The sequence below is a fragment of the Achromobacter dolens genome, from assembly GCF_902859745.1.
Lineage (GTDB): Bacteria > Pseudomonadota > Gammaproteobacteria > Burkholderiales > Burkholderiaceae_B > Achromobacter > Achromobacter dolens.
Genome location: NZ_CADIJW010000080.1, coordinates 1 through 13,922, shown reverse-complemented (window position 1 = coordinate 13,922; position 13,922 = coordinate 1). Strand labels below are relative to the sequence as shown.

Genomic DNA, 13,922 nt, shown 5'->3' with positions numbered 1-13,922 from the left:
ACCCTCGCCCACGGCGCCGCCCAACGACCGTGCGCGCCGCGCTGCCACGGCGGCCGCCGCCAAGTCCACGCCGCAGGCCGCGGTCAAGGCCGCCGCCCGCAAGAAGGAAGCCGCGCCCGCGCGCGTCCGCAAACCCGCCACCGCCAAGGCCAAACCGGAATGAGCCTGCCCACCTCCACGCACTACGACAAACTGATCGCGCGCGCCCAGACCCTGGCGCCCGCAGCCTGCGCCATCGCCCATCCCTGCGACGAGCCGTCGCTGTCGGCCGCGCTGGAAGCGCGTGACCTGGGCCTGCTGCGTCCCATCCTGGTGGGCCCGGAACACAAGATCCGCGACACGGCCGCGCAGCACAGGCTGAACCTGGGCGATGCCCGCATCGTCGATGCGCCGCACAGCCACGCCGCGGCCGAGACCGCCGTGGCGCTGGTGCGCGGCGGCGAGGCCTCGCTGCTGATGAAGGGCAGCCTGCACACCGACGAGCTGATGCACGAAGTGGTGGCGCGCGCCACCGGGCTGCGCAGCGGCCGCCGCATCAGCCATGTGTTCATCATGGAAGTGCCGACCTACGCCGAGCCGCTGTTCATCACCGACGCGGCCATCAACATCTTTCCGGACCTGGAAACCAAGGCCGACATCATCCGCAACGTGATCGACCTGCACCACGGCCTGGGCCTGGGCGAGCCGCGCGTGGCGATCCTGTCGGCGGTCGAGCAGGTCACACCCAGCATTCCCAGCACCATCGAGGCAGCCGCGCTGTGCAAGATGGCCGACCGCGGCCAGATCGCCGGCGGCGTGCTGGACGGCCCGTTGGCGCTGGACAACGCCATCAGCCCCGATGCCGCCCGCATCAAGGGCATCCGCTCGCTGGTGGCGGGCGTGGCCCAGGTGCTGGTGGTGCCCGATCTGGAAGCCGGCAACATGCTGGCCAAGAACCTGACCTTCCTGGCCAACGCCGAGGCCGCAGGCATCGTGCTGGGCGCGCGCGTGCCCATCATCCTGACAAGCCGCGCCGACAGCCCGCGCTCTCGCCTGGCATCGTGCGCGGTGGCGGCGATCTACGCGCACCACCTGGCCACGCAGCAGGCGCGTCCGCTGGCCTAGGGCCGGCCGACAGGCCGTGAATGAGCGGCGGGGCCCCGGCCCTGCCTTGTCCCTTGCATCAAGAGGCGATCGACTCCATGTCCGACACCATTCTCGTCATCAACGCCGGCAGTTCCAGCATCAAGTTCTACCTGTACGACATCGACGGCAAACAGGCGCTGGCGCCGCGCCTGGGCGGCCAGCTCGAAGGCATCGGCACCAGCCATCCGCGCCTGCGGGTGCGCGACGCCGCCGGCCAGACGCTGGTGGAACGCGACATCGCGCCCAGCCACGCGCCCGATGTGCCCAACGGCCAGGAGGTGGTCGGCACCTGGCTCAGCGGCCACCTGGGCGGCGCGCCGCTGGCGGTGGGCCATCGCGTGGTGCACGGCGGCCCCGACCTGGCCGAGCCGGTGCTGATCGACGACGCCATCCTCGCCAAACTGGACACCTTCACGCCGCTGGCGCCGCTGCACCAGCCCAACAACCTGGCGCCGATCCGCGTGATCCGCGAGCGGCGCCCGTGGATTCCGCAGGTGGCCTGCTTCGACACCGCGTTCCACCGCAGCCATTCGGACGTGGCCGACCGCTACGCCCTGCCCGAGCATCTGTACCAGCAGGGCGTGCGGCGCTATGGCTTTCACGGCCTGTCGTACGAATACATCGCGCAGCGGCTGCGCCAGGCGCTGCCCGAGATCGCCATGGGCAGGATCATCGCGGCGCACCTGGGTTCGGGCGTGTCGGCCTGCGCCATGCACCAGGGCAAGAGCGTCGACAGCACCATGGGCTTCACCGCGCTCGAAGGCCTGCCGATGGGCACGCGGCCGGGCCGGCTGGATGCCGGCGTGGTGCTGTGGATGATGGAACAGGGCATGTCGCACGACGACATCGAGCACGTGCTGTACCACGACTGCGGCATGAAGGGCCTGTCGGGCATCAGCAACGACATGCGCGAGCTGCTGGCCAGCGACGCGCCGTCGGCCAGGCTGGCGCTGAAGTACTTCGCCTGGCGCGTGGCCGAAGGCATGATCGGCCTGGGCTGCGCCATGAACGGCATCGACGGCATCGTCTTCACCGCTGGCGTCGGCGAAAACTCGGCCGAGATCCGCCAGGCCATCAGCGAGCATTGGGGCTGGCTCGGCATCAAGCTGGATCCCGAGCGCAATGCGCATCACGGGCCGCGCATTTCCAGCGACGACAGCCGCATCGGCGTGTACGTGGTGCGCACCAATGAAGAACTGATCATCGCGCAGCACACGCTGGCCCTGGTGAAACAACGATGAGCGCCGCCCTCCCTCTTGCCGGCAAGCGCGGCCTGGTCACGGGCATCGCCAACGCCGACTCCATCGCCTGGGGCTGCGCCAAGGCGTTCCGCGCCATGGGCGCGGAACTGGCCGTGACCTACCTGAACGACAAGGCGCGCCCGCACGTCGAGCCGCTGGCGCGCCAGGTGGACGCGTCGCTGCTGATGCCGCTGGACCTGCTGCGCGAGGGCGAGCTGGAGGCGGTGTTCGAGCGCATCGCCGCCGAATGGGGCGGCCTGGATTTCGTGCTGCATTCCATCGCCTACGCCCCGCGCGACGATCTGCACGGCCGCGTCACGGACTGCTCGCGCGCGGGCTTCCTGACGGCCATGGATGTGTCGTGCTGGTCGTTCATCCGCATGGCCAAGCTGGCAGAGCCGCTGATGCCCGGCGGGGGCGCGCTGTTCTGCATGAGCTACTACGGCTCGCAGATGGTGGTCGAGCACTACAACATGATGGGTCCCGTGAAGGCCGCGCTGGAATCGGCCACTCGCTACCTGGCGGCCGAACTCGGCCCGCAGGGCATCCGCGTGCACGCGATTTCACCCGGGCCGCTCAAGACCCGCGCGGCCTCGGGCATCGCCGAATTCGACGCGCTGCTCGACCGCGCCCAGGCCAAGGCCCCGGCGCGCAGCCTGGTCTCCATCGACGACGTCGGCGAGGCCACCGCCTGGCTCGCCACCGACGCCGCCCGCCGCATGACCGGGCAGACGCTGTACATCGACGGCGGCTATCACATCATCGATTGAGGCGCGGGCGCCACAGCCCGCGCCAAGTATCAGGAAAGCGTGGCCGGCGCCGGCCCCTGGCGCCAGCGCTCGATCGCCTCGACCGCCTGTTCGGGCGAGGGGAAGATCTTGTCGCGGCCGATGCGGTCGGCTAGGCCAGAGCGCTCCAGCGCCATGCGGAACTGGCCGTGGCCGCCCGCCACCAGCAGCACCATGCCGCGGTCGCGCAGCTCGCGCCGCAGTTCGTACAAGGCTTCGATGGCGTCGGCGTCGGCCTGCGTCATGGCCTCGGCATCCAGCACGAACCAGGTGATGTCCCCCGCCTGCTCGATGATCTCGCGGGCGCGCCGCCGGAACGCGTCGGCGTTGAAGAACCACACCGACGACTCGAACAGCCAGATCACCGCGCCCGGCACCGGCTGCGCCTGCGGGTTCAGATGCATCTTGCCCAGCACCGATTCGCCCGGCAGACGGCCCAGCAGGGCATCGCGCGGATTGCCGGACACGTACATGGCGTACAGCAGCGTGGCGCCAACCGACACCGCCACGCCCTGCAGCACGCCGAAACCCACCACGCCGACCGCGGCCAGGACGCCGAAGGCCAGCTCGATGCGCGAAATTCGCGCCAGCCGCAGGAAGGCCTGGCCGTCGAACAGGCTGGCGGCCGCCAGCAGCAGGATTGCCGACAGCACCGCCTGCGGCAGCCAATAGAGCGGCGCGCTCAGCAGGCCCACCACCAGCGCGAGCGCCGCCGCCGCGCTGACGCCGACCAGCGGCGACGAGCCGCCCGCCGCCAGTCCCACCGCCGTGCGCGAATCGGCCCCGGTCACCACGAAGCCCTGGAACAGCCCGGCCGCCACATTGGCCGCGCCGAAGCCGACCAGTTCACGGTTCGGATCCACGTGCTCGCCGGTGCGCGCGGCAAAGCTGCGCGCCGTCACGATGCCGCTGGAAAAGCTCACTACCAGCACGCCCGCCGCGCCCAGCAGGATGTTGTCCAGGCCTTCGAGCCGCACCGGCACGCGCAGCGCCGGCAGGCCCGCCGGCACCTCGCCCACCACGGCGATGCCGAGGCTGGGAAAATCGAACAGCCAAGACAGCAGGCAGGCGCCGACCACCAGCATGATCGGCCCCGGCCAATTCGGCCTCCAGCGCTTGATCGCCACCAGCAGCAGGCACGACGCCAGCCCCAGGCAGAGCGTGGGAATGCGGATCTCCGACACGCGCCGCGACAACTCCAGGAAAGGATGCACCAGCCCGCTGTTGCGCAGCCCCACGCCGGTCAGGCCACTCAATTGCGACAGCGCCAGCGTCACCGCCACCCCCGCCATGTAGCCGATCAGCACCGGCCGCGACAGCAGGTTGGCCAGCACGCCCAGGCGCAGCACCCGCGCGATCAGGCAACCCAGCCCGACCGTCAGCGCGATCCCGGTGGCGGCCACCAGCCGGTCCTCGGGCGAGGTCAGCGCCATGCCCGTCAGCGTCGCCGCGATCAGCGTGCAAGTGGCCGTGTCCGGCCCCACGATCAGCGTGCGCGAGGAACCGAACAGCGCGTAACCCAACATGCCGGCGATCGCCGCCCACAGCCCGGCAACCGGCGGCACTCCCATCATCGCCGCATAGGCCAGCCCTACCGGCAACGCCACCGCGGCCACGCTCAATCCCGCGGCGATATCGCGGCCGGCGGACTCCCGGGTGATGCCCCGGAAGTTGTTCAGGCCAGGAAGAAATCGTAGGTTCATGGGGCGGCGAAGCGGAGGAAACGGGGGAAGGAAACCGCGGGAAGCGGGCGAGCGTCAAGCCTACACCAGTCTATGGAATAAGCGCCAAGCGCCCCAGCCGACGGCAGCCACCCAGCTCGGGCCGATGAAAAAAAGCCGCCCCGGAAGGAGCGGCTTCGGATCGCCCGGGCGGAAAGACTACTTGGCCCGCTCTTGCAGCACGGCCACCGCCGGCAGGGTCTTGCCTTCCAGGAATTCCAGGAACGCGCCGCCGCCGGTCGAGATGTAGCCGACCTGCTCGCCGATGCCGTACTTGGCGATCGCGGCCAGCGTGTCGCCGCCGCCCGCGATCGAGAAGCCCTCGGAATCCGCGATCGCCTGCGCCACCACCTTGGTGCCGTTGGCGAACTGGTCGAACTCGAACACGCCGACCGGGCCGTTCCAGACGATGGTGCCGGCCTGCTTGAGGATCTCGGCCAATTGCTGCGCGGTCTGCGGGCCGATGTCCAGGATCATATCGTCGGCGGCGACTTCATCGGCCGCCTTCACGGTGGCCTCGGCGTCCGCGCCGAACGCCTTGGCGCACACCACGTCCACCGGGATCGGCACATCCGCGCCGCGCTGCTTCATCAGCTCGATCACGGCGCGCGCCTGCTCCACCTGGTCCGGCTCGGCCAGCGACTTGCCGATCGGCAGTCCGGCGGCCAGCATGAAGGTGTTGGCGATGCCGCCGCCCACCACCAACTGGTCGACCTTGTCGGCCAGCGATTGCAGGATCGACAGCTTGGTCGACACCTTGGAGCCGCCGACGATCGCGACCAGCGGACGCTTCGGCTCGTGCAGCGCGCGGCCCAGCGCGTCCAGCTCGGCTTCCAGCAGCGGACCGGCGCAGGCCACCGGCGCGAAGCGCGCGATGCCGTGCGTGGTGGCCTCGGCGCGGTGCGCCGTGCCGAAGGCGTCATTGACGTAGACGTCGCACAGCGCCGCCATCTTGCGCGACAGCGCCTCGTCGTCCTTCTTCTCGCCGACGTTGACGCGGCAGTTTTCCAGCAGCACCACCAGGCCCGGCTCGACCTTGACGCCGTCGACCCAGTTCTGCACCAGCGGCACGGGCATCCCCAGCAGCTCGGACAGGCGCTGGCCGACCTTGGCCAGCGAATCGGCCTCGGTCAGCACGCCCTCTTTCGGGCGGCCCAGGTGCGAGGTGACCATCACCGCGGCGCCAGCGTCCAGCGCCAGGCGGATGCCGGGCACCGAGGCGCGGATGCGGGTGTCTTCGGAAATGCGGCCGGCGTCATCGAACGGCACGTTCAGATCGGCGCGGATGAACACGCGCTTGCCGGACAGGGCGCCGGCCTTGGCCAGCGCGGACAGGGTATTGACCTTGGACATAATGCTTTGCGTCTCCTAGAGTTGGCGAACGAAGGGGACGAACCCGCTTTCCGCCGTGGCGGAAAACCTGTTCGTCCCCTTCGATCCGACAGCGATGCTTACTTGGCCGACATCAGCGCGACGGTGGTGTCGAGCATGCGGTTCGAGAAGCCCCACTCGTTGTCGTACCAGGACGAAACCTTGACCAGGCGGCCCGAGACCTTGGTCAGCGACGCGTCAACGGTGCTGGAGGCCGGGTTGTGGTTGTAGTCCACCGAGACCAGGGGTTCGGTGTTGTAGTCCAGGATGCCCTTGAGCTCGCCTTCCGAGGCGGCCTTCAGGATGCCGTTCACTTCCTCGACGGTCGTGTCGCGCTTGGCCACGAAGGACAGGTCGACGATCGACACGTTGATGGTCGGGACGCGGATGGCGTAGCCGTCCAGCTTGCCGTTCAGTTCCGGCAGCACCAGGCCGACCGCGGCGGCGGCGCCGGTCTTGGTCGGGATCATGCTCATGGTGGCCGAACGGGCGCGGCGCAGGTCTTCGTGGTAGACGTCGGTCAGGACCTGGTCGTTGGTGTAGGCGTGGACGGTCGTCATCAGACCGTTTTCCAGGCCCAGCTTGTCGTTCAGCGGCTTGACCAGCGGGGCCAGGCAGTTGGTGGTGCACGACGCGTTCGAGATGACGGTGTCGGTCGACTTCAGCACGCCGTGGTTGACGCCGTAGACGACGGTGGCGTCAACGTCCTTGCCGCCCGGGGCCGAGATGATGACCTTCTTGGCGCCGCCCTTGATGTGCGCGCCGGCCTTTTCCTTGGTCGTGAAAAAGCCCGTGCATTCCAGCACCACGTCGACCTTCAGCTCGCCCCACGGCAGTTCGGCCGGGTTGCGGTTGGCCAGCACGCGGATCTTGTCGCCGTTGACGACCATGTACTCGCCATCGACTTCGACGGTGCCCGGGAACTTGCCGTGGGCGGTGTCGTAGCGGGTCAGGTGGGCGTTGGTCTTGGGATCGCCCAGATCGTTGATGGCGACGATTTCGATATCGTGCTTCTTGCCACCTTCATAGTGGGCACGCAGGATGTTGCGGCCGATGCGACCGTAACCGTTGATGGCGACGCGAATGGTCATGACTAGGCTCCTTTTTTACAGAACTTGCTTGACGGTCTCGGCCACCTTGTCGGCGGTCAGCCCGAAGAACTTGAACAGCGCGCCCGCGGGGGCCGATTCGCCGTAGCGATCGATGCCGACCACGGCGCCTTCCAGGCCCACGTACTTGTGCCAGAAGGCGGTCACGCCGGCCTCGACGGCCACGCGCGGCAGCCCCTTGGGCAGCACCGATTGCTTCCAGGCGGCGTCCTGCTTGTCGAACACGTCGGTGCTCGGCATGGACACCACGCGCACCGCGATGCCTTCCTTGGCCAGTTGGGCTTGCGCGTCCAGGGCGATGGCGACTTCGGAACCGGTGGCGATGATCACGGCGCGAGCGCCGTCGGCGTCGCGCAGCACGTAGCCGCCGCGGGCGATGGCGTCCACGGTGGCGGCGTCGCGTTGCACGAACGGCAGGTTCTGGCGCGACAGCAGCAGGGCCGTCGGGCCGCCGTCATGCACGTCCATGCCGATGCTGGCCGGGCGCGTCACGGCGGCGTTCCAGGCCACGGCGGTTTCGGCCGTGTCGCAGGGACGCCAGAGCGACAGGTTGGGGATCAGGCGCAGGCTGGCGGCGTGTTCGATGGACTGGTGGGTCGGGCCGTCTTCGCCCAGGCCGATGGAGTCGTGCGTGAACACGTGCACCACGCGCTGCTTCATCAGCGCGGCCATGCGGATGGCGTTGCGCGAGTAGTCGGAGAACGTCAGGAAGGTGCCGCCGAACGGCAGGTAGCCGCCATGCAGCGCCACGCCGTTCATGATGGCGGCCATGCCGAATTCGCGCACGCCGTAGTTGATGTGGCGGCCGAACTGGATGCCCTTGTCGCCGGCGCGCACCGCGCCCACGCCCTTCCAGTCGGTGAAATTGGAGCCGGTCAGGTCGGCCGAGCCGCCCAGCATTTCCGGCAGTGCGGCGGCCAGCGCCGTGATCGCGAACTGCGAGGCCTTGCGGGTGGCGACGGTTTCGGCCTTTTCCAGCGTGGCGTTCAGGAACGCCTTGAATTGGTCGGCGTAGCCGGCGGGCAGCTCGCCCTTCATGCGGCGGGTGAACTCGGCCGCCTCGGCCGGGAATTCGGCGGCGTAGGCGTCGAAGGCCGATTGCCATTCGGCCTGCGCGGCGGCGCCGGTCTTGCGGCCATCCCAGCCGTCGTAGACGTCCTGCGGGATCTGGAACGGCTCGGCCGACCAGCCCAGCGCGGCGCGGGTGGCGGCGATCTCGTCCTTGCCCAGCGGGGCGCCGTGCACGTTGTGGGTGCCGGCCATGTTGGGCGAACCCTTGCCGATGACGGTGCGGCAGACGATCAGCGTGGGCTTTTCCGATTGCGCGCGGGCGGCCTTGATGGCGGCGTCCACGGCGGCGGCGTCGTGGCCGTCGATGCCGCGGATGACGTTCCAGCCGTAGCCCTCGAAGCGCTTGGCGGTGTCGTCGGCGAACCAGTGCTCGACGTGGCCGTCGATCGAGATGCCGTTGTCGTCATACAGCACCACCAGCTTGGACAGCTTGAGCGTGCCGGCCAGCGAGCACACTTCGTGCGAGATGCCTTCCATCAGGCAGCCGTCGCCGGTGAAGGCATAGGTGTGGTGGTCGACGATGGTGTGGCCGGGCTTGTTGAACTCGGCGGCCAGCAGCGCTTCGGCCAGCGCCATGCCGACGGCATTGCCCAGGCCCTGGCCCAGCGGGCCGGTGGTGGTTTCCACGCCCGGGGTGATGCCCACTTCGGGGTGGCCCGGCGTCTTGGAATGCAGTTGGCGGAAGTTCTTCAGTTCTTCGATCGGCAGGTCGTAGCCGGTCAGGTGCAGCAGCGCGTAGATCAGCATCGAGCCGTGGCCGTTGGACAGCACGAAGCGGTCGCGGTTGGCCCAGGCGGGATCCTTGGGGTTGTGGCGCAGGTTGCCGATCCAGAGGGCCTGGGCGATTTCCGCCATGCCCATGGGAGCGCCCGGGTGCCCGGAGTTCGCTTGTTGCACGGCATCCATCGCGAGGGCGCGGATGGCATCCGCCAAGGCAAGTTTAGGGGCGGTCGGATTGCTCATTCGGAAGGCTCTTTGTGGCTGGCGCGCCCACGCAGGAAATGGGGGCCAGTTGAGTAGGTTGCGAAGCAGACGATTTTAACACCTGGGGATGACCCGGCCGACGCCGGGTAGCGGGGTCCGCCAGATGGACGATGGCCCGCGGCAGAATCGTGATTGTCCCCAGGGGAGGACAGCCATGTCATGGCGTAGTTGCCACAATTGCGGCGGGGCGGTCCGAGATTCATGATGGCCTGGCTTAGCCCTATGTCGGATTCCGTATCATGCTTGCCATGTTGAGCTTCACCATTCCCGCCGCCGGCATCCTGGCCCTGCGCAACGCGCTCGGCGAGGAACGCGCCATCGCGGTGGCGCAGGCGCTGGAACACGCCCGCCTGCAGGGCGAGGCCGACCTGCTCAAGCGCTCGCAGGACGAGGCGCGCGCCGAGCTCCAGGCCTATGCCCTGTCACGCGTCGACTTCGCCCGCGAACGCGCCGAGCTCGAACGCGACATCGCCCGCGAACGCGCCGCACTCGAACGCGAAATCGCCACGCGCGCCGCCCAGGAACAATTCGACAAACTCGTCGAAGTCGTCGCGCAACTGCCCACTCGCGAGGAACTCAAGCGTTTCGCCACCCGCGAAGACCTGGCCGAGGTGCGTCACGACCTCATGCGCCTGGACAAGAAAATGACGGTGGGTTTCCTGACCCTGCTGACGCTGCAACTGGCGTCCAGCGCCCCCAACCTGATCGACTGGGGCATCAAGGTGGTAGGCTACGCGCTCAGGTGACCGGGCGACGAGCCAGGCCCCTGAATCGCCGGGCCGCTGCCCGTGCCGCGCCCCGGGTCTGCGCCCGGCCCCACGACCACTTTCCGTCCGCCACCGCGTTACCCATGTCCGCTCCCCGCTTCTTCTGCGACGCTCCCCTGTCCCCCGGCGCCCGCATCGCCCTGCCGGAGGCCCTGGCTCACCACGCCATCCGCGTGCTGCGACTGCGCGCGGGGGAACCCATGGTGCTGTTCAACGGCCACGGCGGCGAATACCCGGCGGCGCTGGAAATCGAGGGCAAGGCCGGTTTCGCCCAGTTGGGGGCGTTCGATCCGCGCGAAGCCGAGCTGGCCGGCCGCATCACGCTGGTACAGGGCCTGCCCGCCGGCGACAAGATGGACTGGGTGGTGGAAAAAGCCGTGGAGCTGGGCGCCGCCCGGGTCTGCCCCATCGCCGCGCAGCGCAGCGTGCTGCAGTTGTCCGGGCCGCGGCTGGAAAAAAGGGTGGCGCACTGGCAGCGCATCGCCCAATCGGCGGCCGAGCAATGCGGCCGCAACCGGCTGATGGCGGTCGACGCCCCCGTGACGCTGGCCGACTGGCTGGCCCTGCCGGCCGACGGCCTGCGCCTGCTGTGTCATCCGGACGCCAATGCCGACCTGGCCGGCCGGCTCGACGCGACGCCGGGCCTGCAATCGTTGACGCTGCTGGTCGGCCCCGAAGGGGGCTGGTCGGAAAAGGAACTGGCGCAGGCGCGCGAAGCGGGGGTCCAGGCCGTCAGGTTCGGCCCGCGCGTGCTGCGCACGGAAACGGCGGGATTGGCCTTGATTTCAGCGGCCGGCGCCTTGCTCGGCTGGTGATCGGCGTCCCGCCCCGGGACATGACAGGCCGTTGACCCAGCGGCCGGCGGCGCGAGCGCCCCAGCCCGGGTCTTCAGTCGTTGTCGCCGTAGGGCGCGGCGGCCACGCCCGGTTCCGGATCGGGGTGCTTGCCGGCGTGCTCCACCACATACGCAAACGTGCGGCCATTCTCGTGGGCGAATTCGGCGGCGTCGGCGCAGACCGACTCGATGCGGGCGGCGTCCTCTTCCAGCGCCGGGTCCCCCGAATGCAGCTTGTACAGCCACAGCACCACGCCGGTCTTGTGATCCAGCACGGTATCGCACAGACAGTCGTACAACGCGTCGAGGTTGCCGCCGAAATACTCGGGGAAGTCCACTGCCTTGACGATGGCGCGCAGCACCGCGGAGCGGCTGCGCGCCGGGTCGCAATTGGCCACAAACAGTGCCAGGCCGAGCTCATGCGCGGCGTCGACCACGGCCTTTTTGTCCAGCCCGTCATGGGCCAGCGCTCCACCTCGCTTCAACTGCTTGTGCAGGGTAGATTGGGCATTGCGCGTCATGCCTGTGCCTCCTTGAAAAAGGCGATCACTTCATCGTTACGCTGCATCGTATCGGCATAACCCAGTTCGATCAATCGCTTGGTGTAGCTGGACTCGAACAACAGGTAGGACATCAGCGCCCCGCCCCCCGGACGGCTTGGGTCGGACGATACACCGAGTACGCGAAAAAGGGCACGGGCCTGCGCCGGCATGTCGCCCAGGTGTTCCAGCGCCAGGGAGTCCAGGGAGCGGCTGGGGGTGATCGTCAGCACCTCGATACGGCGCACGGTGACCTCGTCGCCCTCTGGCGGCGCGGCGTGGTCGACCAGGTAGTTCATCCGCTCCAGGCGCTCGACGTCCATTGACAGGCCGTCCAGGAAGATGCTGGACAGGGCATGGCCGCCCACCTGGGCCAGCGAGGGGTACGGCGGCGCCGCCTCCCGGTGCTCGGGGTGGGTGTCGTCGCGGAACCCGGTGCCGATCACCAGCACCCGGTGCGCGCCCAGGTGGATGGCCGGGCTGATCGGCGCCAGCTGCCGCATCGAGCCGTCGCCGCACCACTCACCCTTGCCGTGCACCGTGATCTGGCGGGCGGGAAAAACGAAGGGAATGGCGGACGAAGCCATCAGGTGGTCGACCGTGATCGGCGTGGGAATGGCCAGCCGCAGGTAGCGGTGCCAGGGCTCGATCGGCGCGTGCGCCTGGTAGAACGTCAGGTGCTCGCCGCTGGTGTAGCCGGAGGCCGTGATCGCCAGCGCCGACAGCGCGCCGCTCTCCAGGTTCGATTGCAGGTGGCCGAAGTCCAGCACCCGGCCCAGCAGTTCCTGCATCGGGCTGTTGTCCAGCAGCGACTGCGGCCGCTTGCGCGTCAGGCCGGAATACATCCATCCCAGCGACAGCAGGCCCAGCCAGCGCACGCCGGTGCGGATCAAACCCGGCGCGTCGGCCCGGTAGATCATGTCGGTATTGAGCGACGACCACAGGCGGCGGATGCGGCGCACCCCCAGGTGCGGCCGCTCGGCCCGGCATGCCAGCGCGGCGGCATTGATGGCGCCGGCGGACGTGCCGCAGATGATGTCGAAGGGATTCTTGAAACGCGAATGCCAGTCGGGGTCCAGCAGCTCCATGATGGCGCTGAGCACGCCCACCTGGTAGGCGGCGCGGGCGCCGCCCCCGGTCAGGACCAGGCCGGTCGGCGTGCGCGGGCACGCCGGACCGCCATTGGTGACTTCAACGCGGGGTATTGGCATCGACCACCGTCATCGCGGTCATATTGACGATGCGGCGCACGGTCGAGCTGGAGGTCAGGATGTGCACCGGCGCATTGGCGCCCAGCAGGAACGGGCCCACCGCCACGTTGCCGCCGGCCGCCGTCTTGAGCAGGTTGTAGGCGATGTTGCCGGCGTCCACGTTCGGGCACACCAGCAGGTTGGCCTCGCCCTTGAGCGTGGAGGACGGCAGGATCCGCAGGCGCAGCGCCTCGTCCAGCGCGCAGTCGCCGTGCATCTCGCCGTCGATCTCCAGCTCCGGCTCGGCTTGGCGCACCAGTTCCAGCGCGCGCCGCATCTTGGCGCCCGAGGCCGAGCTGCCCGAACCGAAGTTCGAGCGCGACAGCAGCGCCACCTTGGGCGCCAGGAACATGCGCTGCATTTCCTTGGCCGCGGCGATGGTGAATTCGGCGATCTGCTCGGCGGTGGGTTCGTCGTTGACGTGCGTATCCACCAGCACCACCGTGCGCTCGTTGAGCAGCAGGATGTTCATGGCGGCGTAGACGTTGCGGCCCGGCCGGCGGCCGATCACTTCGTCGATGAAGCGCAGGTGATCATGGTACGCGCCGACCGAACCGCAGACCATGCCGTCGGCATCGCCCAGGTGCACCATCATCGCGCCGATCAAGGTCATGCGGCGGCGCATTTCCACGCGCGCCATTTCCTTGGTGATGCCACGTCGGCACATGCGTTCCCAGTACGTGGTCCAGTACTGGTGGAAGCGCTCGTCGTATTCGGGGTTGGTGACCTCGACGTCCTCGCCCAGGCGCAGCCGCAGGCCCAGCTTCTCGATGCGGGTCAGCAGCACCGACGGACGGCCCACCAGGATGGGACGGGCCAGGCCTTCGTCCACCACCACCTGCACCGCGCGCAGCACGCGCTCGTCTTCGCCCTCGGCGAACACGATGCGGGCCGGACCGCCTTCGCGCACGATGCGCTTGGCCGCCGAGAACAGCGGCTTCATGAAGGCGCCGGAGTGGTACACGAACTGCTGCAACTGCTCTTCGTAGGCTTCCAGGTCGGCCAGCGGACGCGTGGCCACGCCGCCTTCCATGGCGGCCTTGGCCACCGCCGGCGCGATGCGCACGATCAGGCGCGGATCGAACGGCTTGGGAATCAGGTACTCGGGGCCGAACGAGATG

At 68.9% G+C, this 13,922-nt stretch carries 12 protein-coding genes; 5 read left to right on the top strand and 7 right to left on the bottom strand.

Annotated elements, in window-relative coordinates:
- The 3 genes from HV783_RS28315 to fabI all read left to right on the top strand — a co-directional run.
- Positions 1 to 1,104 (top strand): phosphate acetyltransferase (locus HV783_RS28315; RefSeq protein ID WP_437341333.1); only part of this gene is annotated, 1,104 nt, incomplete at its 5' end.
- A gap of 77 nt (positions 1,105 to 1,181) precedes the next feature.
- A complete protein-coding gene (locus tag HV783_RS28310) occupies positions 1,182 to 2,366 on the top strand; it encodes an acetate/propionate family kinase (protein WP_064528233.1) in 1,185 nt (394 codons plus the stop codon).
- On the top strand, positions 2,363 to 3,136 hold the full coding sequence (gene fabI / locus HV783_RS28305; RefSeq protein ID WP_049075567.1) for an enoyl-ACP reductase FabI: 774 nt from the start codon (positions 2,363 to 2,365) through the stop codon (positions 3,134 to 3,136). The genes HV783_RS28310 and fabI overlap by 4 nt, the downstream gene beginning before the upstream one ends.
- Positions 3,137 to 3,165: 29 nt before the next feature.
- Here fabI and HV783_RS28300 read toward each other — a convergent pair whose 3' ends face one another.
- The 4 genes from HV783_RS28300 to tkt all read right to left on the bottom strand — a co-directional run bounded on the left by HV783_RS28300 (position 3,166) and on the right by tkt (position 9,389).
- Positions 3,166 to 4,857 carry a SulP family inorganic anion transporter gene (locus HV783_RS28300; protein ID WP_175190289.1) on the bottom strand — a complete coding sequence of 564 codons (1,692 nt, stop codon included), beginning with the start codon at positions 4,855 to 4,857 and terminating at the stop codon, positions 3,166 to 3,168.
- A 177-nt stretch (positions 4,858 to 5,034) separates the two neighbouring features.
- Positions 5,035 to 6,228 (bottom strand): phosphoglycerate kinase, encoded by a 1,194-nt coding sequence (locus tag HV783_RS28295; protein ID WP_054501006.1) that lies wholly within the window; start codon positions 6,226 to 6,228, stop codon positions 5,035 to 5,037.
- Between the two features lie 98 nt (positions 6,229 to 6,326).
- Positions 6,327 to 7,337 (bottom strand): type I glyceraldehyde-3-phosphate dehydrogenase, encoded by a 1,011-nt coding sequence (gap, locus tag HV783_RS28290; protein WP_020926693.1) that lies wholly within the window; start codon positions 7,335 to 7,337, stop codon positions 6,327 to 6,329.
- Between the two features lie 15 nt (positions 7,338 to 7,352).
- The gene (gene tkt / locus HV783_RS28285) at positions 7,353 to 9,389 is read right to left on the bottom strand and encodes a transketolase (RefSeq protein ID WP_054501005.1); all 2,037 of its coding nucleotides are present in this window, start codon (positions 9,387 to 9,389) and stop codon (positions 7,353 to 7,355) included.
- A 260-nt stretch (positions 9,390 to 9,649) separates the two neighbouring features.
- Here tkt and HV783_RS28280 point away from each other — a divergent pair, with 260 nt between their 5' ends.
- Together HV783_RS28280 and HV783_RS28275 are read left to right on the top strand one after the other, a co-directional pair.
- Positions 9,650 to 10,156, top strand: coding sequence for a THO complex subunit 7 family protein (locus tag HV783_RS28280; protein ID WP_054501004.1), 507 nt, complete (start codon positions 9,650 to 9,652; stop codon positions 10,154 to 10,156).
- 104 nt (positions 10,157 to 10,260) lie between these two features.
- On the top strand, positions 10,261 to 10,992 hold the full coding sequence (locus tag HV783_RS28275) for a 16S rRNA (uracil(1498)-N(3))-methyltransferase (protein ID WP_054501003.1): 732 nt from the start codon (positions 10,261 to 10,263) through the stop codon (positions 10,990 to 10,992).
- Between the two features lie 73 nt (positions 10,993 to 11,065).
- Here the strand turns inward: HV783_RS28275 and HV783_RS28270 are convergent, their stop codons facing one another.
- The 3 genes from HV783_RS28270 to HV783_RS28260 all read right to left on the bottom strand — a co-directional run.
- Positions 11,066 to 11,533 carry a barstar family protein gene (locus tag HV783_RS28270; RefSeq protein WP_026385200.1) on the bottom strand — a complete coding sequence of 156 codons (468 nt, stop codon included), beginning with the start codon at positions 11,531 to 11,533 and terminating at the stop codon, positions 11,066 to 11,068.
- Positions 11,530 to 12,762 (bottom strand): patatin-like phospholipase family protein, encoded by a 1,233-nt coding sequence (locus HV783_RS28265; RefSeq protein ID WP_254604081.1) that lies wholly within the window; start codon positions 12,760 to 12,762, stop codon positions 11,530 to 11,532. The genes HV783_RS28270 and HV783_RS28265 overlap by 4 nt, the downstream gene beginning before the upstream one ends.
- Positions 12,743 to 13,922: phosphate acyltransferase (locus tag HV783_RS28260; protein ID WP_254604080.1), on the bottom strand; the 1,180-nt coding region annotated here is incomplete at its 5' end. The genes HV783_RS28265 and HV783_RS28260, both read right to left, overlap by 20 nt.